19 protein-coding genes are annotated in these 23,254 nt (G+C 48.7%); 12 read left to right on the top strand and 7 right to left on the bottom strand.

Features of this window, described 5'->3' with window-relative positions; translation table 11 throughout:
* Positions 1-149: 149 nt before the first annotated feature.
* Positions 150-1,013, top strand: a complete 864-nt coding sequence (gene folD, locus ACMXI2_RS06210; protein WP_483780831.1) for a bifunctional methylenetetrahydrofolate dehydrogenase/methenyltetrahydrofolate cyclohydrolase FolD — start codon at positions 150-152, stop codon at positions 1,011-1,013.
* A 147-nt stretch (positions 1,014-1,160) separates the two neighbouring features.
* Complete coding sequence (locus tag ACMXI2_RS06205; RefSeq protein ID WP_483780830.1) at positions 1,161-1,664, top strand: DinB family protein; 504 nt, start codon at positions 1,161-1,163, stop codon at positions 1,662-1,664.
* 6 nt (positions 1,665-1,670) lie between these two features.
* Here ACMXI2_RS06205 and ACMXI2_RS06200 read toward each other — a convergent pair whose 3' ends face one another.
* The 3 genes from ACMXI2_RS06200 to ACMXI2_RS06190 all read right to left on the bottom strand — a co-directional run bounded on the left by ACMXI2_RS06200 (position 1,671) and on the right by ACMXI2_RS06190 (position 4,146).
* Complete coding sequence (locus tag ACMXI2_RS06200; RefSeq protein ID WP_483780829.1) at positions 1,671-2,264, bottom strand: porin family protein; 594 nt, start codon at positions 2,262-2,264, stop codon at positions 1,671-1,673.
* 126 nt (positions 2,265-2,390) lie between these two features.
* Entirely contained in the window at positions 2,391-3,500 is a 1,110-nt protein-coding gene (locus tag ACMXI2_RS06195; RefSeq protein ID WP_483780828.1) for a Gfo/Idh/MocA family protein, read from the bottom strand.
* 115 nt (positions 3,501-3,615) lie between these two features.
* Positions 3,616-4,146, bottom strand: a complete 531-nt coding sequence (locus tag ACMXI2_RS06190; RefSeq protein WP_483780827.1) for an OmpA family protein — start codon at positions 4,144-4,146, stop codon at positions 3,616-3,618.
* Positions 4,147-4,307: 161 nt separating this feature from the next.
* Here ACMXI2_RS06190 and ACMXI2_RS06185 point away from each other — a divergent pair, with 161 nt between their 5' ends.
* Positions 4,308-5,633 carry a GntP family permease gene (locus tag ACMXI2_RS06185; protein ID WP_483780826.1) on the top strand — a complete coding sequence of 442 codons (1,326 nt, stop codon included), beginning with the start codon at positions 4,308-4,310 and terminating at the stop codon, positions 5,631-5,633.
* A gap of 148 nt (positions 5,634-5,781) precedes the next feature.
* Here the strand turns inward: ACMXI2_RS06185 and ACMXI2_RS06180 are convergent, their stop codons facing one another.
* Positions 5,782-6,576, bottom strand: coding sequence for an SDR family oxidoreductase (locus tag ACMXI2_RS06180; protein WP_483780825.1), 795 nt, complete (start codon positions 6,574-6,576; stop codon positions 5,782-5,784).
* 125 nt (positions 6,577-6,701) lie between these two features.
* Here ACMXI2_RS06180 and ACMXI2_RS06175 point away from each other — a divergent pair, with 125 nt between their 5' ends.
* Positions 6,702-7,055, top strand: coding sequence for a winged helix-turn-helix transcriptional regulator (locus ACMXI2_RS06175; protein ID WP_483780824.1), 354 nt, complete (start codon positions 6,702-6,704; stop codon positions 7,053-7,055).
* Positions 7,056-7,084: 29 nt separating this feature from the next.
* Positions 7,085-7,933, top strand: a complete 849-nt coding sequence (locus tag ACMXI2_RS06170) for an NAD(P)-dependent oxidoreductase (protein ID WP_483780823.1) — start codon at positions 7,085-7,087, stop codon at positions 7,931-7,933.
* A 69-nt stretch (positions 7,934-8,002) separates the two neighbouring features.
* Here the strand turns inward: ACMXI2_RS06170 and ACMXI2_RS06165 are convergent, their stop codons facing one another.
* Positions 8,003-8,848, bottom strand: coding sequence for a protease complex subunit PrcB family protein (locus tag ACMXI2_RS06165; RefSeq protein WP_483780822.1), 846 nt, complete (start codon positions 8,846-8,848; stop codon positions 8,003-8,005).
* 148 nt (positions 8,849-8,996) lie between these two features.
* Here ACMXI2_RS06165 and ACMXI2_RS06160 point away from each other — a divergent pair, with 148 nt between their 5' ends.
* The 6 genes from ACMXI2_RS06160 to ACMXI2_RS06135 all read left to right on the top strand — a co-directional run bounded on the left by ACMXI2_RS06160 (position 8,997) and on the right by ACMXI2_RS06135 (position 19,160).
* Positions 8,997-9,587: a sigma-70 family RNA polymerase sigma factor gene (locus ACMXI2_RS06160; RefSeq protein WP_483780821.1), complete on the top strand. Its 591-nt coding sequence runs from the start codon at positions 8,997-8,999 to the stop codon at positions 9,585-9,587.
* Between the two features lie 65 nt (positions 9,588-9,652).
* Positions 9,653-10,606 (top strand): FecR family protein, encoded by a 954-nt coding sequence (locus tag ACMXI2_RS06155; RefSeq protein ID WP_483780820.1) that lies wholly within the window; start codon positions 9,653-9,655, stop codon positions 10,604-10,606.
* Positions 10,607-10,719: 113 nt separating this feature from the next.
* Positions 10,720-14,169 (top strand): SusC/RagA family TonB-linked outer membrane protein, encoded by a 3,450-nt coding sequence (locus tag ACMXI2_RS06150; RefSeq protein WP_483780819.1) that lies wholly within the window; start codon positions 10,720-10,722, stop codon positions 14,167-14,169.
* A gap of 11 nt (positions 14,170-14,180) precedes the next feature.
* Positions 14,181-15,659, top strand: a complete 1,479-nt coding sequence (locus ACMXI2_RS06145) for a SusD/RagB family nutrient-binding outer membrane lipoprotein (protein ID WP_483780818.1) — start codon at positions 14,181-14,183, stop codon at positions 15,657-15,659.
* A gap of 28 nt (positions 15,660-15,687) precedes the next feature.
* On the top strand, positions 15,688-16,980 hold the full coding sequence (locus tag ACMXI2_RS06140; RefSeq protein ID WP_483780817.1) for a purple acid phosphatase family protein: 1,293 nt from the start codon (positions 15,688-15,690) through the stop codon (positions 16,978-16,980).
* A gap of 155 nt (positions 16,981-17,135) precedes the next feature.
* Positions 17,136-19,160, top strand: coding sequence for a beta-L-arabinofuranosidase domain-containing protein (locus ACMXI2_RS06135; RefSeq protein ID WP_483780816.1), 2,025 nt, complete (start codon positions 17,136-17,138; stop codon positions 19,158-19,160).
* Here ACMXI2_RS06135 and ACMXI2_RS06130 read toward each other — a convergent pair.
* Positions 19,117-19,923 (bottom strand): hypothetical protein, encoded by an 807-nt coding sequence (locus tag ACMXI2_RS06130; RefSeq protein WP_483780815.1) that lies wholly within the window; start codon positions 19,921-19,923, stop codon positions 19,117-19,119. The two genes, ACMXI2_RS06135 and ACMXI2_RS06130, sit on opposite strands and share 44 nt — an antisense overlap.
* Before the next feature lie 64 nt (positions 19,924-19,987).
* Positions 19,988-20,491, bottom strand: a complete 504-nt coding sequence (locus ACMXI2_RS06125) for an Lrp/AsnC family transcriptional regulator (protein WP_483780814.1) — start codon at positions 20,489-20,491, stop codon at positions 19,988-19,990.
* A 211-nt stretch (positions 20,492-20,702) separates the two neighbouring features.
* On the opposite strand from ACMXI2_RS06125, the gene ppsA reads away from it, so the two are divergent.
* Complete coding sequence (gene ppsA / locus ACMXI2_RS06120; RefSeq protein ID WP_483780813.1) at positions 20,703-23,117, top strand: phosphoenolpyruvate synthase; 2,415 nt, start codon at positions 20,703-20,705, stop codon at positions 23,115-23,117.
* The last annotated feature ends 137 nt before the right edge of the window (positions 23,118-23,254 follow it).

The raw sequence follows: 23,254 nt of genomic DNA, 5'->3' as shown, positions 1-23,254 counted from the left end.
CGCCCTTTAGAAGACCGTTATGTTTATAAAGACGAAAAAAAAGGTAACAGGAATGTGTCTATCCAAAAAAAAATATGTGGCAGGCGGTTAGTATCTTTGCTGTCTTCTACGGTACAACTACCTCAACACACGCAAATAAACACCTGAATATGACAACAGCAACAACAATACTGCTCGACGGAAAAGCTTTATCCAAACGAATGGAAGCGGAATTAAAGATCAGGGTACAGCGCATCATTGAAAAAACGGGCGTGGTGCCTGTACTGGCTACCATCCTGGTGGGCGATGATCCTTCCTCTGAAGTATATGTGAAAATGAAAGGTAATGCGTGTGAGCGGGTGGGTATGACCTCTGTAAAAGTACATCTGCCCAAAGAAACCACTACAAAAGAATTGCTGGATACCATTAAAAAGCTGAATAACGACGACCAGATCTGCGGCATCCTGCTGCAACACCCGGTTCCGCACCAGATTGATGAAAGGGCTTGTTTTGATAAAATACATATCGATAAAGATGTGGATGGGGTTACCTGCCTGGGTTTTGGCCGGATGTCGATGAATGAACCCGCTTATGGCAGTGCCACCCCTGCGGGTATTATGGAGCTGCTGAAATATTACAAAATACCCATTACCGGCAAACATGCCGTAGTAGTAGGCCGGAGTCCTATCCTGGGCAAACCGGTAGCCATGATGCTGCTGAATGAAAATGCCACGGTTACTATTTGTCATTCGCGGACCAATAATTTACCGGAACTCATCAAACAGGCAGATATCATAGTAGGCGCCGTGGGCAAGCCTGAATTTATAAAAGCTGATTGGATAAAAGATGATGCCATTGTAATAGATGCCGGTTATCACAAAGGCGGCATCGGCGATATAGAACTGGCGCCGTTGGCAGACCGTGTAGCCGCCTACACGCCGGTACCGGGTGGGGTTGGCCCCATGACCATCGCAAAGCTGATTGCGCAAACGGTGGAATCGGCTGAAAGGAAACTGGGATCTTCAAGAAAATGATATTTGAAAAAAATGATGTCTTAATAAGGAACAGCTGCAGGTAACTAAATACCCGCAGCTGTTTTTGTCCTTTTTTGCCCGCCTGATTGTCGTATTCTCCCCCTTTCAGTATCGATATATCCGGTTAAGTTTGTGGAAAAGAAAATCATGAGACAAGAACTGCTTCTGGAAATAACCACCACCGGTGATACCCTGCAACAATTGCTTACCTCCTTTGATGAAGAACAACTGAACAAAGTGCCTTTTGAGGGCAGCTGGACGGCCGCACAGGTAGCATCGCATATTTGCAAAGCCGGCGACTGCGGCGTGTTGTATGGCGGAGCTGTACCTGCCGACCGGCAACCGGATGAAAAAATACCTGCGGTAAAATCCTTGTTCCTGAACTTCGATATTAAAATGAAGGCCCCGGAAATGATCCTGCCGGAAGAAGGGTACCTGCCAAAAGACGCCGTATTGCAGGACGCCGCCGCCACCTGGCAGAAATTAACAACTGCCGCCAATACGGTAAACCTTACCGAAGAATGTACCAGCTTTGAAGTGCCGGGCTTCGGGCCTTTTACACGTTTGGAGTGGATACAGTTTATCAACATTCACACGCAAAGACATATACAGCAGTTACAACGTATATACGATACCGTAGTAAGGGCATAGCGCCTCTTATTTTATATTCACGCCAATGCCGATCTGCGCCTGCCGGGTTTTCCATTCATAACGATCATCAATGTCGTTCACATTTGTAAGTCCGAGTACATAGCGTGCATATACGTGCAGTATATCGAAGTTCAGTGTAGCGCCGGCGGCCACTCCCACGTCGCTGCGTTTAAAAGCGTTACGGTTGTAGGTAAGGAGGTTTTCGTTGGCATAAAACAGGTAACTGTATTGCGGTCCTGCATTGATAGTAATTAACTTATTCACATTGTAACGCAATAACAACGGCAGGGTAATATAGCTGAGCTTAATGCTTTTATTGGCGTTGTCGTTGCCGGTAGAGATATATTTTGCACTGAAATCATCGCCACGTTTGGGGGCCACCTGTGAGAAGAGGAGCTCGGGTTGCAGCCCCCATCTTTTTGAAAAATCATATTCGGCGTACACGCCTAATCTTCCGCCCAGTGTGTAATTTGATTTAATGCCTGCCCCATCCAGTTTAAACATGTTCAGGTCTGCCTTGATACCGTAATGCAGTCCCTGCGCGCTGGCCGCGGCAGCAAGGCAAACCAGCAACAATACTGACAGTGATCGTTTTTTCATAGCTGATGATTTTAACCATAAAGAAACGAATTGATCAGATGCGAATTGCTGCGTCCGGACCACTAATAGATGATCCTGCTGTTTTTCACTATCACGCGGGATATTTCCTCGGCAGATCGTTCCCGATCATGATAGTTTAAGGTCAACTTTCTGCCCCGTTTTAACGGCGTGGTAAATGGCGTCAATAATTTTCAGATCTTTTAGCGCTTCTTCCCCGTCTACAGCTACTACCGGTTGCTTCCCTTCCAGGATGATCCCGGCCATTTCTTCCATCTGCACGGTTTGATGGGTAACGTGTGGCTGGGTGAGTTCTCCTTTATTGGTGCGTCCGCGGATGGGACCGTAGCCCGTGGAAGGTTGCATCTCTGCAAATCCTTTTTCCCCGTTGAGGTAAAAGCGGTCGAGGTAGTTCATGTTGTAAGTAGAGAGGCACGAAGCCACGGCGCCGCTGGGGAAGCCCAGCTGGAACTGAATGGTTTCATCCACGCCTTCTTTGAATTTCACCGGGTCTGTTTTGGTTTCCTGGGCCGTTACCCAGATAGGGTCTTCGCCTGTCATATAGCGGGAGCCGTTAATAGCGTAGATCCCAATATCCATCAGGGAACCGCCGCCCGCCAGTTCTTTATTGAGGCGCCACTGTGTGGGGTCGCCAATGCGGAAACCACATAATCCCTGGAAGAACATGATTTTTCCAAAGTCGCCGTTTTTGCGCATGCGGATAACTTCCAGTGTTTTGGCTTCAAAATGCATGCGGTACCCGACCAGTAATTTTACATTTGCTTTTTTACAGGCGGCAATCATTTCCTGGCCCTGTTTGGCATTCAGTGCCATTGGCTTTTCGCAGATCACGTGTTTACCTGCTGCAGCTATGCGGATCGCTTCGTCGTGGTGCAGGGCATTGGGTGTGGTAATGTATACTGCATCAATATCTTTATTATCCTTTATGCGATCAAAGTTTTCGTAGTTATAACAGTTTTTGTCGGGGATGGAGAACCGGCTCTGCCAGTCTTTTATTTTAGACGGGGTGCCGCTGACCACGCCTGCGAGTTTTGCCTTTACGCAGGCTTGCATGGCGTCTGCCACGCGGCTGCCATAGCTGCCTAACCCCATAATGGCTACACGTAATACCGGGCCATCATAATGTTGGAGGTCTTTTGCCCAGCCGGCAAGCGGCATGAGGGGGAGTACCATAGCGGAGGCGGCAATTTTCTGTAAAAAATCACGACGAGTATTCATGACGGGGAGGTTTGGGTTTCATTGATTCCTTAATAATACAAAATTTATCCAGGAAATTATATCAAAAAAAAAGCCGCTCCGGGTTTACGGAGCGGCTGCCATCTTTATAAAAAAATCAGTTCTTTACATCATACAAAATGACAAACTCCACTCTCCTGTTCCTTGCCTTTCCCGCCTCTGTATTGTTGGTAGCAATAGGATCACGGTCCGACAGTCCCCAGGTAAACATACGGTCGTTGTTCACCTCAAAGCTGCTGAGCAGTTGTTTAGCGCCTGTTGCGCGGCGTTCTGATAATTCACGGTTGTATTCTGCCGTGCCGGTATTATCGGTATGACCGGTGATCAGGATCTTTGTTTTATTGTATTTGTTGAGCACATCTGCAAAGTGTTTGAAAGTGGGCTTTACACTTTCGTTCACCTGGTCGGAAGACGATGAAAACAGTACGTTGTTGGGGAAGATCACTTTCAGGCTGTCTTTGATGATACTTACTTCCGCATCATTCAACGTGTTTTTCAGCTCTTCATACTGCTTGTTCATATAAGCATGCTGACTGCTGCTTTTCCGGGAAGATGCGCAGGAGGCCATTACAACAATGGTCACTATTGCCATCAGGCAATAACGTGAGGTCAATAACATTCTTTTCATATCCGCTGTATTAAGGCACAAAGGTATGTAAAATAGCCATTATCAAGCTGTTGCATAAATAATCTCTAATATTTACAAAAACATATATGCGTTAATGTTATAACGCTGTTACGGTAACAGCTATACGGGGTATTGCGTAATTCTTTTTATCTTGGAGAGATATGCATACCATTCCTTTGATACAAAGCATGCTGGGATTGCTGGCGGGCATTGCGCTCATTGTGTTGCTCACTGCGCGCTTCCGGGTGCATGCTTTCTTTGCATTGTTGCTGGCCAGTGTGCTCACCGGTATCATTTTACAGTTGCCCGTAACAGATATCCTCAGCAGTATTAAAAGCGGTATGGGTAATATTGTAGGCTCATTAGGATTGCTCATCATACTTGGCACTACGCTGGGGCTCATCCTGGAACATACCGGCAGCACTATGGTGCTGGCTAACTATGTACTGCGCCGTACCGGTACCGGCCGCTCTGCGCTGGCCATGAATATCATCGGCTACCTGGTAGGCATGCCCATTTTCTGCGACTCGGGATTTATTGTATTAAGCGGACTAAATAAAGCGCTGGCCAAACGTTCCGGTATTTCCATGATTGTAATGGCCTCTTCACTGGCCACCGGCCTGTACGCCGTTCATTGCCTGATGCCGCCACACCCCGGCATTACTGCCGCCACCGGCGCCATACACGCAGAAACAGGCAGGGTGATGCTGTATGGATTGCTCATTGCCATCCCGGCATCGGCGGCAGGCTACAGGTGGTCCATGTTCGCCGGGCAACGAACAGCCGTTGACGTTAGCAACACAGAAGACGTTGCTGAAGAAGCGCGCCGTGGTCCTTCCGTACTGATGTCGGTACTTCCTGTCGCCGTTCCTGTATTGCTCATTGCCATCCGTTCAATGAGCGGACTGGAATTAACACATCCGTCTCCTGTACTGCAGGTTATTTCTATATCAGGCATCCCCGAGGTAGCGATCAGCGTGGGTATCCTGCTGGCGCTATCCCAGCTGAAAAGTAATATGGGCGCCATCCTGCTGGAAGGCGCCGAGAAAGCAGCAGGCATACTGGTGATCATTGGCGGTGGCGGCGCTTTTGGCGCCATCCTGGCAAAAGCGGACATCGGCAGCCATATTGCGCAAAACCAGTCTGTCGCTGCACTGGGATTATTTCTTCCTTTCTTCATCACTGCGCTGCTGAAAACCGCGCAGGGCTCCTCTACTGTAGCAGTGATTGCCGCAGCAGCCATTGTACAGCCCCTGCTGCCGGTAATGGGACTTGATTCCGCCAATGGCCGTATCCTTTGTGTGCTGGCGATGGGCGCAGGGTCTATGATGATTTCACACACTAATGACGCTTACTTCTGGGTGATCTCTAAATTCTCCGGACTGGAAATAAAAGATATGCTGCGGGTGTATAGTACCGGAACGGTAGTAATGGGGCTGGTGTCTGTGGGGTTGGTGTATTTGTTGTCGCTGGTGCTGGCGGTATGATAGATAAAAAGCTCCTGACGGGATAGCTTTTTATTTATTGTTAAAATATTTAATAACCATCTTCCGGGGGGAAGAAAATAGAAATGCAGCAAAAGATTGGGAAGATGGAAATGACTATAGCATTTTCATCTTCCCAATCTTTTCTTAGTTAAATGGTGGGAATAGTACCGCCATCGATGATGTATTCTGTGCCGCTTAAATACGCCGCACGCGGGGATACGAGGAAGCCCACAAATTCGGCTACCTCTTCCGGTTTGGCGGGACGCCCCATCGGGATGCCGCCCAGGAACTGCATTAGTTGCTGTAAGGCGTCGTTGAAGCTGCTGCCGGCGCGGGCGGCCATTTCCCGGATCATTTTATCGGCTGCGGTGGTTTGTATAAAGCCCGGCGATACGGTGAGTACCCTCACTCCTTTAGGCGCCACTTCATTCGACAGCCCCTTGCTGTAGTTGATCAATGCTGCCTTTGCGGCAGCGTAGGGCAGCGTGGAATCATAGAGTGGCATGGCGCCTTGTATGGAGGCAATATGAATAATCACACCGGCGCCCTCTGCCAGCATATGGGGCAGCAGGGCTCTGTCCAGCCGCACCGGCGCCAGCAGGTTGGTTTGAAGGGTGGTATCCCAGTGATGATCTGTTAGTACTTCAAAGCCGCCACCGGGCGTTTCGGAGCCGCCCATGTTATTAACGAGGATGTCTACCCCGCCATAGTTTTCCTTTATTTCGTTTGCCACGGTAGCAGTGCCGGCCGGTGTGCTCAGATCGGCGCCTATAAAATGAAATCCCAGGCCAGTTTCTGCGGGCTTTGTTCTGGCGGTGATGATCACTTTTGCGCCGGCGTTGGCCAGTCGTGTTGCAATGGCTTTCCCTGCTCCTTTTGTACCGCCTGTTACCAGGGCCGTTTTACCGGATAGCTCGTTATCAAAACTTAATCTTGGTTCCATCTGTTATTATTATTTTCAGCAAAATTCCGGCAATCAACCATGCCGGACAATAACGGAAAAACGATTCGCATAGAGTAGAATTTATCCCTATAGCCTGTTTAAGAACAATAAAGTACTTTTGAATCATGTATGTAAAAAAACTACCCATTACGCTGAATTGCGGTCTCGACCTCGTAGGGGAAGTGCTCTACGGTAAATGGAAAGTGCGCCTGCTGTATTTCATCCATGAAGGGCATAAGCGCCCGAGTGAGCTACAGCGGCAGATTCCGGATGCTACGCGCCGGGTATTGAACATCCAGCTCAATGAAATGGAAAAGCACGGCCTGGTGTCGAAAGTAGTGTTTGCACAGGCGCCGCCAAAGGTGGAGTATAGTCTTACAGCGCTGGGCGCATCCCTCATTCCAGTAATAAAAATATTGGGAGAATGGGCAGATGAGCATGAAGAAGCATTGAAAGAAGTGATCCTGCAGGAGGATTAACTTTTTCCTACCTTCGGAAAAAAAAGGTTATGATAGCATTCTTAGGCATGGGCCTCCTGGGGTCAAATTTCGTGAGGGCATTGATCGGCAAGGGTGAACAGGTGCAGGTGTGGAACCGTACCGCTTCAAAAGCTACTGCGCTGGAAGCATACGGCGCCAAAGCATTTCGGGATGTAACCGCTGCCGTACGCGGTGCAAACCGCATTCATCTTACCTTAAAAGATGATCATACTGTAAATGAAGTATTGGCAGCAGCAGCGGCAGAACTTCAACCAGGCGCGGTGATCATTGATCATACCACCACTTCCGCCGAAGGCGCAGTGGCCAGAACAAAAGAATGGAAGGAACGTGGATTCACCTACCTGCATGCACCGGTATTTATGGGGCCGGCAAATGCGCTTGACAGCACCGGCTTTATGCTGGTTTCGGGCGATCAGGCGGTGATTGGTGCATGGGAGCCTGCTCTCTCCAAAATGACCGGTAAGGTGATCAATTTCGGGGATACAACCGGTAAAGCCGCAGGCATGAAACTCATCGGGAACAGCTTCCTCGTGGGGCTCACCGCCGGACTTGCAGATACCCTGTCGCTTGCCAAAGCGCTGGAGATCCCGCTGAGCGATGTGAGTACCCTGTTTAACTCCTGGAACCCGGGAACTGCATTGCCGGCGCGTTTACAGCGTATGACTTCCGGCAGCTATAGCAGTGCTTCCTGGGAGCTAAGCATGGCGCGCAAAGATACGCAGCTGTTTATAGACGCCGCAAAGAAAAGCGATGTAAAGCTGGCGGTATTACCAGCCATTGCAGCAGAAATGGACCGGTGGATTGAGAAGGGACACGGTAATGACGATTGGACCGTGATAGGAAAAGACAGCATCTGAATAAAAAACTGAAAATAAAAAAGCGGGCATTTCCTATGTGAAATGCCCGCTTTTTATTGTGATATGTTATCAGTCTTGTTTTAATACTACCTTATAGCTGGCAGGAACAAATGTTTCTGCTGTTGGCGACGTAATCACCTGCAGGTTAATACTGCCGGAAGCCGGTGCAATGATCTTATAATGGATCTCTGCTTCGCCTGCTTCTGTAAAAACAATACTGGTTACTTTAACCGAATAGCCGGATGTAGGCTGGTTTTCCGCGGTGATCACCACACTGTTCACTTTATCATTCACCGGTGTAGAAGTAAAGCTGGCGTTTTCCTTTTCGCTGTGTTCAGCGGCAGCGCTTTTATGCGACTGGATAAATGCAGCAGCATTCTTCACCATTTTTGACGCTTCTGCTTTGGTGATATACGCCTTTGGACGGTAGTTGCCATTTTCCAGCGCCACTACCTTAAACTTGATCAGTGTTTGCACCGCATTCATACCTCCGCTTACAAAAGACTTTTCATCTTTGATGTTGATAAACATCATATTCACGGGATACTGACCGGTTGACTGAATTGCGTCGTACAGCGCCAGGGCGAATTGTTCGCGGGTAGCCGGTGATTCCGGGTTTACGTTGCGCAGCGACTCCACACCATTTACTGCCGCAATGATGAGTGAAGACGCATACGATGCTTTATCGTTGGCCTTTTTAAAATAATCGGTGGCTTTGGGCGCTTTGATAAAACGGACATTGTCGATGTTCAGACCGAGTCCTTTTACAATGAGATCGATACCGTTGCCGATAGAGATCCTTGACTGGGGTTTTGGAGCCGGGAATTCCGTATCAGCTTTGTCTTTGCTGTTCACATCCTGTGGATGCAGGGTCAAAAGGAATAACGGTAATGCTACTGCCGTGTATAGATTCATAAAACAGGTGTTTAACGTATTACGAAAGTAGGCATTTGTAACAAGATGTCATGAGCGGGTGTGTAAAATCGCCGGAAGATGTGTTAACAATGATGTAACATATGCGGGTTATATTTGCGGCTGTCATGATTTAAAGCCCGGATACCCGATGGAAGATTTTTCTGCTATTGAAGCGCACGTGCGGGATTGGCTGAATGGCGGCGACCTGCAGTTCAAACCTGTTTTCCATTATTGCTTTCCCAGATTGTTACGATATGCCGGCCGGTTTATCCAGGATCATGCGCTCAGTGAGGAACTGGTGATGAATGTATTGTTCAAGGTATGGCAGCAGAAGGAACGGATCGGAAACATTGCTGATTTCAACAGTTACCTGTTTGCTATGATGCGCAACGAAGTGGTAAGCATAATGCGCAGAAAAAAATTGATGACACAGGAGCTAACGGCAGATGGAGATCTTCTTCAAACCGACCATTCCGATAAACTCCAGTACCGGGAGCTGATCCATCGTTACCGGCAATGCCTGGATAAGTTGCCTCCGCGCAGAAGAGAGGCATTTGTACTAAACAGGGAAAAGGGATTGAGTTATGCAGAGGTGGCGGCTCAATTGAATATTTCTGTGTTTACCGTGCAAAACCATATTGCATCTTCACTAAAATACCTCCGTGCAGAACTACAGGAGTACGCGGATTTTCTTCCGCTGGTGATCCTCTCTTTACTTCCAATGTTAACGGTATATTAATTCCCCTCCCCGGGATAGTTTGACTGGTTAATTACCTGCGTCTTATAAAGATGTAAACAATTACCGTGAAAAGACCAGCAAAAACAGTATTGACCAGTTATTTCGCAGGAACCCTGCCGGAGCAGGATAAAGCCGCCATAGAAGATTATATCGCCGGTGGCGATGATCCTGTGTTTATTCAGGAATGTATGGAAGCCGCCTGGCGCCAGACGGTATTGCCGGGTATCCACTACCTGCCGGATCAACAGGCATGGCGAACATTCCGTTCCCGGTTACCGCTGCAGATGCGCAGACGTTTCCTGCGCATTTCTGTAGCTGCCAGTATTATAATACTGCTGGGAGTTGGCCTTACTTTTTTCTTTACACGTACCCGTCCTGCTGCCGTAAGCTGGGCCAGGGTTACCGGCGCCCCCATGCTGGTAAAGAAGGTACAGTTACCGGATGGAAGCAATATTACCCTCTTTCCCGGAGCGGCCATCCTGTATAGCAATGAATATAATGGTAAAGAACGCGCGATCCTGCTGGAGGGCCGGGCGTTTTTTGAAGTAGCCCCGGTGGCCGGCAAGCCTTTCTTTGTAAAAACGGGACTATACACTACTGAGGTACTGGGCACCTCATTTGAAATACGTGAAGAAAACAAAGCGGAGCGGTTAACAGTAACCTTACAAACCGGTAAGGTACGGTTGCTGCACAATCATCAGCAGCTGGGTGATCTTCATCCGGGAGAACAATTGTTGGTGCATACCGGCGACGGGCGGTTTGATATCAGTCCTGTTGTTGCAGGCGCCACTGCATGGATAAACGGAGAATTAAATTACGAACAAGCCTCTTTTGCGGAAACCTGCCGGGAGCTGGAAACATGGTATGGTGTGAAGATTACCGTACACCGTTCGTCGTTGCTCAAAAAAAGGATTACTGCCAGCTTCCATCGCCAGTCTTTGAAAATGGTACTGGACATCCTGTCACAAACGGCTGGTTTCTCCTGGCGCCAGAATCAGCAACAAATAGATATCTATTAAAAATAAAAAACGCCCTGTTGTAGCAGGGCGCTTATTTCAGCAACTGACCGGTTTGTCAGTCAATTTACTTTCGGCAGATCTTAACCACCTGCCGGTTATTCAACTGTAAAATAATGAAAACAATTTTAACACATCGCTTCCTGATGTTGATCTTTCTGTTATGTGCAGGACAGTACTGTATGGCGCAACAGGAACCCGGCAAGCTGATAACGCTCCAGGGAAGCAGGATCAGTGTTCAGCAGTTTATCCAGCAGGTAAAAACGCAACAGCTGCTAAGATTTACTTTTGATGAGGATGTAAATGCACGGATGAAGCAATCCATCCAGGTCCGTAAGAGCCCTGTAGCGTTGAAAGATGCGCTGGACTGGCTGTTGACCGACGCTGGTATCCGTTACCGCATTGTTAATGATTATATTATCCTGAGCGTGGCGCCAGCCGGCAAAACCGCGACCGGTATCAGCGGTAAAATTTTCTCTGACCAGGGAGAACCACTTGCCGGCGCCACCGTACGCATCGCCGTAACGCAACAAACCACCGTTACCACCTCCGATGGCAGTTATCATTTGCCAGCCGCTCCGGGAACATATACGCTGGAAGTCAGCTACATCTCTTTCAAAAAACAAACGATACCGGATGTTACCGTTACGGCCGAACAGCCTGCATTGATCAATGTAACGCTCCTTCCTGCCAAAAATGCGCTGAATGAAGTAGTGGTAACGGCCCTGGGTATTAAGAAAAGTGAGCGCTCCCTCGGTTATTCCATCTCCCAGCTATCGGAAAAAGAAGTAAGCGATGTGCCGCAGCCCAATGTACTCAACAACCTCACCGCAAAAGTTCCCGGTGTAAGCGTTCGCAGCACCGGCGCCGATCCGGGGTCCAGTGTAATGGTCACCATCCGCGGACAGTCGTCTCTCAGTAAAGATAACCAGCCACTATACATTGTGGATGGCGTGCCGGTAGCCCCGGCCATACAAAATCCTGCACAGGCGGTAGATGGTAAACAAACCATTGACTATGGCAGTCCTATCAGTGATATTCCTGCTGATGATATTGCCAGCATCACCGTGCTGAAAGGCGCCAGTGCGGCCGCATTATACGGCAGCAGGGCGGGTTCCGGTGTGATCCTTATCACCACCCGTTCCGGTGCACAGAAAAAAGGACTTGGCATATCGTTTAATTCCACTGCCATGTTCGACAAAGCGTGGATGTTCCCACACTTTCAAAACGAATTTGGTTCCGGCGACTGGTCAGGTTCCACCAATACCATCAGCACCGGCGCCTGGGGGCCCAAATTGAATACCGGCGCCAAACTGGTACAATGGAACAGCCCCCTGGATGAAAATGGCGATCCTATTCCACTGGAATGGAAAGCTTATCCAAACCGGGTAAAAGATTTCTTTAATACCGGTCATACCTATACGAATAATATTGCCGTATCTAAAAGCAGCGATGCAGGTAACTTCCGTATTTCCTACGGGAATATGCAGAACAAAGGGATTGTTCCCAACACCGGTATGAAAAGAAATAACCTTACCTTTTCGGGTACGTATAACATCCGTCCTTCCATCCGTCTCAGCAGTAATATTGCGTATACCAATAACCAGAGCGACAACAGACCTTCTGCCTATACTGAGAGTGTGACGATGCAGGTATATAAGTTAACGCCGAATGTGGATATCCATGCCCTCCGCAATTACTGGGTGAAAGGAAAAGAAGGATTGCAGCAGTACAACCCTTACTCTACCGATGATAATCCTTATCTCATTGCCTATGAAGAAACCAACAGTTACAACCGCAATCGTTTAACCGGCAATGTGCAGCTGTTTTTTGATATCCGCCCGGACCTCACACTGATGCTGCGTACCGGCCTGGACTATTACTCACTGAACCAGGACCAGAAGCGTCCTTTCAGCGCAAAAAGAAATCCTAAGGGTGCATTTGTATTACAGAATGATCATTTCCAGGAACAGAACAGCGATTTCCTCCTAACGTGGAAGCCTAAACTGAAAGGCGACTTCAGTTTGTCGGTTGCCGCCGGTGGCAACCGTATGGACCAGCAAAGCAGCACCAACCAGGAATCTACCGGCAGCTTAACATTGCCCGGCATTTACAACCTGTCTAACGCCGCCGCCGGCGCCATGACCTATAGCCAGGGTAAATCACACAAGCGGATCAATAGTGTATATGCGCTTGGAGAACTGAGCTACCGCCAATACCTGTACCTGAGTATGACGGCTCGTAACGACTGGAGCAGCACGCTTCCGCCCGAAAACAATTCCTATTTCTATCCTTCTGTATCTCTTAGCGCTATTGTTTCCGACATGCTGCATCTGAAATGGGAGCCGCTCACTTACCTGAAACTACGTGCCAACTGGTCGCAGGTAGGCGCTGATACAGACCCTTACCAGTTGCTGAACACCGTGCCTTTTGATACCGACTGGGGAAATGTGAAACGGGCTACTGTTACTTTCAATCAGAAGAACAACCGCCTGAAACCGGAGATTGCCACCTCCTGGGAAAGCGGTATGGAAGCCAGCTTCTTTAAAGATCGTTTAGGCTTTAACGTTACCTGGTATAAAACCAATAACAGGAACCAGATCATCCTGGCGCCGACCACCATCGCTTCCGGCGCCAGCAGTATGCTGATCAATGCCGGGAATATCCAGAATGAAGGCTGGGAAGCAGCCCTGAACCTTGTACCGGTAAAAGGCCGCTTTACCTGGAAATCTGATATCAACTTTACCCGTAACCGGAATAAAGTAATTGCGCTGACCAGCAGCGTAAGCAGTTATATGCTGGGCGCTACAGACGGTAGTAATATTGAATACCTGATCAAAGAAGGTACACAGATGGGAGACTTTTATACCCGCAGCTGGTTAAAAGTAAAGGATGGCGAATTTGCCGGACAGGCGTTGCTTAACAACAATGGTCTGCAACAACAGGATCCTGAGTTCACAAAAATCGGCAACTATAACCCCGATTATATGGTGGGCTTTAACAATAACTTCCACTACCGCAATATTACCCTGAATATGCTGATAGACTGGAGACAAGGCGGCCAATATTATTCCTATGTAGCGAAAAGCCTGATACAGGACGGGCGCACGGAAAATACACTTTATGGAAGGGATGCAGCACATGGTGGATTAACCTGGACCGATGCCAATGGCGCCAAACGCGACGACGGTATGATCATGGAAGGTGTGATTGCCAATGCCGATGGAACTTACCGGAAAAATGATGTGATCATTGCCGCTTCCACCTATTATGATAATAAATACTGGAAATATTATGAGAATGAAACTTATAGCGCTACGTATGTAAAGCTGAAAGAAGTATCGCTCACCTATACATGTGGCCCGCAGCTGATGCGCAAGCTGCCTTTCCTCAGCAGCTTATCGATTTCCCTGATAGGCAGCAATCTTTTTACCTGGACCTCCGCCAACAATGGCTATGATCCGGAAATCACGATGAGCCTTTCCAATCAGCGCTACCAGGGTGTTGGTCACTGGACTTTACCAGGTACCCGTTCCTATGGCGCAAAACTTAGCTGTAACTTTTAATAACTCTGATCATGAAGAAAAATATCCGCTTATATACCTCCTTAGCATTTGTGCTGGTACTCAGCGCCTGCACAAAGGATTTCGAAGAAATAAACACCAATCCGAACAGCCCGGTTACCACACGGCCGGAATATCATTTCACCGAGGCCATTACGCAAACTGCTTATGCCTATGAGGAAAATGCATTTGCACGCCGTCCGGCAGCATTGGGCAGGTACATTACGCTGATCAGGAACAACGACTACGAATTGTTCCGGTGGACATCCGTAGACTGGAATGATATTTACCAGCGTGCTATGGTGATTAAAACCATGCAGCAGGAAGCCAATGCCTCCGGCATTCCCGCTTATGCGGCAGCAGGTAGTGTCCTGATGGCTTTCAACATTTCTTATCTCACGGATCTTTACGGAGATGTGCCTTATTCCAAAGCCCTGCAATCGCTGGAGAACGGAAATATAAAACCCACTTATGATAAACAGGAGGATATTTATATGAGTTTACTGGCATTGCTGAAAGATGCCAATGAACAGTTGAAAGTATCCGGCGCCGGTATGAATGCCGGCGCTGACGCCCTGTTTGCCGGCGATGCACTGAAGTGGCGGAAGTTTGCCAACTCACTGCGGATACGTTTGCTCACCCGTTGCGCAGCAGTATATGCCGATGCCTACAAAGAGATGCAGGAAATGATCAGCAATAAAGAGCAATATCCTTTGATGACCGGCAATGCAGACAATGCAGAGGTCATTTATCCCGGTGTGAAAAAAGATGATAGCTGGCCGGGCGGGCCGCTGAATATGATTGACAATGATTTTCTCAAAACCAAAGCCAGTAAAGAATTGGTAGATGCCTTACTCGAAAGGAATGATCCCCGCCTGGAGCTTTGGATCGCGCCGGTGAGCAGCAGTACAGGCGCAACTACAGACCCGCACCAGTATGTGGGATTGCCACATGCAATAACCAATCCTGCGGATTATAACGGAGGCGAATCGCACCAGTCAGTTTTCAGTTCCTTCTTCCGGCAAAATAAATCTGCCGGTCTTAAAGCCAGTATGATGGTATATTCCGAAGTATGTTTCCTGCTGGCAGAAGCAGTGCAGCGTGGTAAAGTAACTGTACCGGGCGCCGATGCTGCCACACTGTATTACAACGGCATTGAAGCGTCTATGGCATATTACGGGTTGACAACTACCGCGGCAAGCCGTAACTATTATGCGCAACCGGTGGTAAAATATGATGGTACGTTGAAGCAGCTGATCACGCAAAAGTGGCTGGCAATGACCTTTCGCGGTGCAGAGGGCTGGTTTGATTTCCGCCGTACCGGCTTCCCTGCTTTTGTGGCTGGTCCGATGGCCTTCCAGCCTACCTTTCCTGTAAGATATGGCTGGCCCACCTCTGAGCAGGATGTAAACCTGGATAACTACAAGGCCGCCATTACCGTATTCGGGCCGGATGATATCAATACAAAGATGTGGTACCTGAAGATACGTTAACGACTAAACGAAAAATCCAATTAAGTATATGGAAAGAAGAAAATTCCTGGGTAACTTCCTGAAGGCGGGCACTTTACTTCCGCTTGCAGGAGGCTCCGTATTGCTGCCGGCTCCCGTTGCGGATGTGGCGCCGGCATACCCGGCTTCGCCCCTGCCCGACCGGATCATACTAACGGTAACGGATAAACCGGATACGTCAGTTACACTAAACTGGCGCACCGCTACTGCTGAAGGACAGCACTTTGCAGAATATGCAGTAGCAGATGCACATCCCGCCTTTGCTGCCAAAGCGATACGTGTAGCCGCCGATGCACGTCCTTTCCGTTTTGAAACGGTGAGCGCCGCACATCACCGCGTAACGCTCAGCGGGCTGCAGCCTGGAACGATCTACACTTATCGTGTGGGTAACGATAGCGGCTGGAGCGAATGGATGCAGTTCCGCACCGCCGAAGCAGCAGGCAACAGGCTCTCCTTCATTTACCTCGGAGATGCACAGGTAGGCATCCGTCCTTTCTGGAGCCGCGTGATCCGGAAAGCCTGGGCGCAGCTCCCGGATGCACAGCTGATCATTCATGCGGGCGACCTCGTGAACCGGGCAAACAATGATGAAGAATGGGGGCAATGGTTTGAAGCAGGCGGGTTTATTCACGGCTCTCTCCCGGCGATCGTTACACCGGGCAATCATGAATATACACATGAAGACGACCAGCCTCACCTGTCTGTTTACTGGAAAGAACAATTCGGCCTGCCTGCCAACAATACCAGCGATCCGGCGCTGGAAGGCAGTGTGTACTATACAGATATACAAGGCGTACGCTTTATCTCACTGAACACCATGATGATCGAAGAAGCTACTTCCGATGCGCTGATCAGCAAACAAACAGCATGGCTGGAAAACCTGTTGCAGCACAATCCCTGCAGGTGGACCTGTATTACCATGCATCACCCGGTATTTTCCACCAAGAAAGGGCGTGATAACAAGCAGGTGAAAACATACTTCAAGCCGCTGTTTGACAAATACAAAGTTGATATTGTATTGCAGGGACATGACCATGCCTATGGCAGGGGTATGAAAAAGATAGCTCCCGGCAATACCATGTACCTGGTTACCGTGAGCGGTGCCAAAATGTATAACTATGACAGCGCCATTGAATGGACAGACGTAGTAACCGGTGATATCCAGCTTTACAGCCTGGTGACCATTGACCATGACACACTTTCCTTTCGTTCCTGTTTGGCCACCGGAGAAGTATTTGACAGCTTTGCCCTGGTAAAGCAGCCTTCCGGTAATAACAAACTCGTTGAACACAAAAAGGCATAAAATATCTTTTATCTCCCCGTATCTGAAAGCTGTTCCCTTTACCGGGAGCAGCTTTTTTTTGATACATTTTATAGAAAGAATGAGTCGACCGGGATAACTACCCGTCTGAAATAAAGATATATTGGCGGTTCATTATGCCACGTTACAAATCATTTATGAAACATTTTGCTATAGCTTCCACGATATTGCTGGGTCTTATTTTACAGGCAGCGGCACAAGGAAAAAAGAATACAGCGCCTGTGCCGCGTTATTATGGCAACCGGGCTCCCCTCCATCCCAAACCATACTCCATGCTTCCTTTAGGCGCCATTACGCCACAGGGATGGCTACGTACAGTACTGGTACAGCAAAAGAACGGCGCTACCGGCCAGCTGGATAAATTGTACCCGCTGGTAATGAACCAGCGGAACGGATGGCTGGGCGGCGATGGCGACCAATGGGAACGCGGTCCTTACTGGATCGATGGACTGCTGCCGCTGGCTTATCTGCTGAAAGATGAAGCGCTGATTGCCAAAGTAAAACCCTGGGTGGAATGGTCTATCAAAAGCCAGCAACCCGATGGTTATTTTGGGCCGGCGAAAGACTATCCTTATGAAGCGGGCATTCAAAGGGATAATAGCCGCGACTGGTGGCCCAAGATGGTGATGCTGAAAGTGCTGAAGCAATACTACGACGCTACTGCCGATCCGCGGATCATTACACTCATGACCAGCTACTTCCGGTACCAGCTGAAAGAGCTGCCGCAAAAGCCGCTGGATCACTGGACTTTCTGGGCAAAGTACCGCGCCGGAGATAACCTGATGGTAGTATACTGGTTATATAATATTACGGGAGATGCGTTCCTGCTGGACCTTGCAGCCCTGCTCCACAAGCAGACCTTCGACTATACCGATGCGTTTATGCATACTAACCTGCTATCTACCGCAGGGAGCATTCATGGCGTAAACCTTGCACAGGGCATCAAAGAGCCCATGATCTATTTCCAGCAGCACCCCGATACGTTATACCCGCAGGCCACTGCCAAAGGGTTTGACGACCTCCGTACATTCAATGGGATGGCAAATGGTCTTTACGGCGGGGATGAAGCCCTGCATGGCAACAACCCCACGCAGGGATCGGAGTTGTGCACGGCCGTAGAGATGATGTTTTCACTGGAAAGTATCCTGGAGATAAGCGGCGACGTGAGGTATGCCGATCAGCTGGAGAAGATTGCCTTTAATGTACTGCCTTCGCAGATCACGGAAGACTTTATGAGCCGGCAGTATTTCCAGCAGGCCAACCAGGTGATGGCTACACGGCATATCCGCAACTTTGATGTGAACCACAGCGGTACGGATCTTTGTTACGGGTTGTTATCCGGTTATCCATGCTGCACCTCCAATATGCACCAGGGCTGGCCGAAGTTTGCACAAAACCTCTGGTATGCCACCGCCGACAGTGGCGTGGCGGCTTTGGTGTACGCCCCCAGCGAAGTGAAAATATATGTAACCGGGCAAACGCCTGTTACGGTGAAGGAAGTAACCAATTACCCGTTTGAAGAAGCGGTTACGTTTACTGTTAACACGCCCAAAAAAGTAAGCTTTCCTTTTCACCTGCGGATACCTGCGTGGTGTAAAAAAGGGATTATAAAGATCAATGGTAAAGTATGGCAGGAGGCCGCAGGTAACCAGGTAGTGAAAGTAGAAAGAACCTGGCAGCCGGGTGACGTAGTGGAACTGGCGTTGCCGATGCATATCTACCAGCAGCACTGGTTTGAAAATTCGATATCGGTAGAACGCGGTCCGGTTACCTATGCGCTGAAGATAGGCGAAGAAGTAACTGCCGTAAAAAATGATAAGGACCCGGTGGAATATGGCGCCGGCTACCTGGAAGTGCGCCCCGCCACCCCGTGGAACTATGCGCTGATAGCCACTCCGGATGATCAGCTGGCGGCACGTTACCAGGTAGTGCAACATGGTAATAAAACCGGCTGGCCGTGGAATCCCGGGCAGGTACCCATCTCCCTTAAAACAAGGGCAAAAAGGATTCCTTCCTGGCAGTTATACAATGAGATGGCCGGCCCCATTCCTTATAGCATTACCTATGGTATGGAAACAGGCGAAGAAGAAGAGATTACATTGGTGCCTTTCGGGTGTACTAAGTTGCGGATTTCACAATTTCCGGTGGTGAATGGCCATTGACAGTACTAAACAATGGCGGAGGATTGGGCGAGGGGTCGCTTAGGACACGCCAAATGCGTGCAGAAAAGGTGGACTTGATGCGGTGATCACCTGCTATTGTGATGGTCTTTCGCTTCGTGGGTACGGGTGCGGCTACTGCTATGATATCCGCTACCATGCAGCGTTTGTTCTGTATGGCATAGGTATCATTATAGGGCTGCACCTGTAATATTACCAGTAATGATCCTTTTCCGGGAACAGTTGTTTCCAGTTCCATGCCGTTGAAGGGTTGGTTCAGATCAATGGTAGCCGTGGCAGTATGCACATTTTCAATACAACGTTCCCTGAAACAGAGCCGGACCGCCATGACTTTTACAACCAGGTGCGTGGCTGCTCCCTGTGGCGGTATTATTTGTGCGGGTATTTTCAGGGTGTTGTGCAGAACAACCGGTTGTTCCGGAAAGAAATATTCCACGCCGCAATGCCGGTTAAACCGGAATCCTTTCACGGCTTTCAGATGTTCTCTCCCTGCCGGAATAAGTATTTTGTTCAGGCGATTCACCAATGCTCCATCGGGCCTGATATCCAGGTGAGGGGTAATGGCGTGCCGGATCAGTTTACCTTTCCTGCTGGCGATGCCAAAATGTTGTGCTGCCTTGCGGGTAGCGTAAGTTTGCCGGACCGTTTCCGGCATGGTACGAATGAAGTAGGATCCGTTTCGCCTGTAGCCGATAATGTTACCGAGCCTACCGGTGAACTGGAGTATCCCGGTTTGTTTTGCCATATGGGTTAACTTTTCCTGAAATTACGATAATCCCGAAAAAGAACCATCTCCCTACTTTTTAAAATTATTTATTTTTCTGTTGCAGTTTTGTTTGCAGCCTTGTTTTGAGGTTTAGTTCCACTTCCTGTTTTGTTTCTGCTAAAACAAACAGGCTGCGGATCTTATAGATATTATCCAGCTTGGATAATTTGGTGAAATTAAACACTTCATAGGCTTCCATATCGGCAATGAGTACTTTCAGGAGGTAGTCGAACTGCCCGTTCATTTTATAACACTCCATTACTTCGGGGAAGGTATTGATCTTTTGTTCAAACTCGGGAAACTTGTCCTGGCCATGCTCCTTGAGGGTGATGCTGGTCCAGGCTACGAGATTTTTGCCCAGTTTATTTTTATTAAGTACAGCGATATAGCGTAAAATATACCCCTCTGCTTCCAGGCGTTTCACCCTTTCAAATATAGAAGTAACTGACTTACCTAACCTGGCGGCAATCTCTTTATTCGTGGTCCTGGCGTCCTCCTGCAATATGTCCATTATACACATATCAATCTGGTCAGGTATAAAATTCATGAGCCGATTTTTTATCAAAAATAGGGATACTGCTACTGATTTGCTGAAAAAAAATCGGCGGCATCCTATTTTTTTAGATTTGTTTTCGCTTTTATCCGGGTTACCGTTATTCCATTTCCGCATGATCTAATTTGGTGTCATAGAAATCTAACCACGTTTGGAAGACAAAAAACCGTCCTTCCATATTATTATTCACTAAACTCATTTTTACATGAGAGAAAGTATTGTACTGCCGCTCCACGCGGTGGGCATGGATGCTATTGCCTTAGTTGGCGGTAAATCGGCCTCGCTGGGTGAGATGATTGCCAACCTATCGGAAGCAGGCGTAGCGGTTCCTTCCGGGTTTGCCATCACCACCAAAGCATACTATGATTTTATGAAGCAAAGCGGGCTCGAACAATTTATTGCAGAGCAGGTGGCTACCGTAGATTACAGCGACATTATCACCTTGCGCAGGGCGGGTCAGAAAATACGGCAGGCCATCAGCAGCACCCGTTTTCCGCATGAGCTGAGCGAGGAAATCATTGCCGCCTATTATGCTTTATCGCATCAATACGGACAGGAACAAACCGATGTGGCCGTACGGTCGTCTGCTACCGCGGAAGACCTTCCTGATGCCTCCTTTGCCGGTCAGCAGGAAACCTTCCTCAACGTAAGAGGACCCGCAGCTTTAATTGATGCCGTAAGAAACTGCTTTGCCTCTTTATTTACCGACCGCGCCATCAGCTATCGCCAGAACTTCGGGTATGATCATTTTAGTATAGGCTTATCCGTATGTGTACAAAAAATGGTGCGTGCGGATCTTGGCGCCTCCGGCGTAGCCTTTTCCCTTGATACCGAATCAGGATTTAAGGAAGTAGTGGTGATCAACGGGTCTTTTGGCTTAGGAGAAATGGTAGTGCAGGGCGCTGTATCGCCGGATGAATTTATTGTATTCAAGCCCTGTATGCAGCCCGGCTACACCCCTATCATTGAAAAGAAACTCGGCGTGAAGGATAAGAAAATGGTGTACGGAGAAAGCAGTGATGAAAGAACAAAGATTATCCCCGTAGAAAAAAAGCAGCAGCAACATTTTTGTTTAAACGATACACAGATCATGCAGCTGGCTACCTGGGTACGCTGCATTGAAACCTACTACTCTGAGAAAAAAGGCCGTTGGTGCCCGATGGACGTAGAATGGGCGGTAGACGGGCTTACCAATGAACTGTTCATTGTACAGGCACGGCCGGAAACCATTCATTCGCGTAAAGATCATAACCTGATCACCACCTATGCCATCAATCATAACGGCGCTTCTCCCCGGCAACTGCTGAAAGGCATCGCTGTTGGCGATAAGATTGCAGCCGGCAAAGTGAACATCCTCTTCTCCCTCGATAACCGCCTGATTACCGGCAGCGAATTCAAACCGGGCGACATACTCGTTACAGACATGACCGATCCCGACTGGGAGCCCATCATGAAAATGGCTTCCGCTATTGTAACCAATAAGGGAGGACGTACCTGTCATGCTGCCATAGTAGCCCGTGAAATGGGGATCCCCGCCATTGTTGGCTGTGGCGACGCTACCGAAAAATTAAACGCCGGCCAGGACATCACCGTGAGTTGCGCCGAAGGCAGCGATGGCATTGTATATGAAGGCATCCTGCCATTCCGGGAAGATAAACTGGACCTGAGCACCCTGCCTGCCATCCGCACACCACTGATGCTGAATGTAGGTTCTCCGGCGATGGCGTTCCAGTTTACACACCTGCCGAACAAAGGCGTGGGACTTGCCCGCGAAGAGTTTATCATCAACAACTACATCAAGGTGCACCCAATGGCGTTGCTGAAACACAAAGAACTGAATGATCCCGAACTATCTGCAAAGATTGCACAACTCATCCAGGGGCATGCCAGTGAAACAGATTACTTTATTGATAAACTCGCGTATGGCGTCGGAAAAATTGCTGCCGCCTTTTACCCGGAAAAAGTAATTGTTCGCTTCTCCGATTTTAAGAGTAATGAATACTTCAATTTATTAGGCGGTAAATATTTTGAGCCCACGGAAGAAAACCCCATGATAGGCTGGAGAGGCGCTTCCCGCTACTATTCCCCCCAATACAAACCTGCTTTTGAGCTGGAATGTAAAGCCATCCTTAAAGTAAGGGAAACGATGGGGTTAAAAAATGTAGTGGTGATGATTCCTTTCTGCCGCACCGTGGAAGAGCTTCAGCTGGTGCTGGCTACGATGGAGGAATTCGGGCTGCGCCGCGGACAGCATGGACTGGAAGTATACCTGATGGCCGAACTGCCATCCAACATCATGATGGCCGAAGAATTTTCTGCATACATAGACGGATTCTCGATAGGATCCAATGATCTGACACAGCTCACACTTGGTCTCGACAGGGATTCTTCCCTGGTGGCCAATCTTTATAACGAGCGTAATCCAGCGGTGCAACGGCTGATCGCACACCTGATCAAGGTAGCGAAGCAACAGCATGTAAAGGTAGGGATCTGCGGGCAGGGCCCATCGGACTTTCCGGACTTCACCAAATTCCTTGTTCAGCTGGGCATAGATAGTATTTCAGTTACACCGGATGCAATCATAAAAACGGTGATGGCGATTCATGAAGCGGAGGATTAGAAACGGAGCGGCCCCCGGGACCTGAGTAGTCAGGGTTTCAGATAAGCGTCTCCAATGGGTACATGATGGTCGCAGGTGAAGATCCGTTGCTGTTCTATTGCGTGAAATTCGTACCAGATAGAAGAAGGGACCGGGCA

It is taken from the genome of Chitinophaga sp. G7 BAM 1005 (genome assembly GCF_057126945.1).
This window is presented reverse-complemented; position numbering and strand designations above follow the sequence as displayed.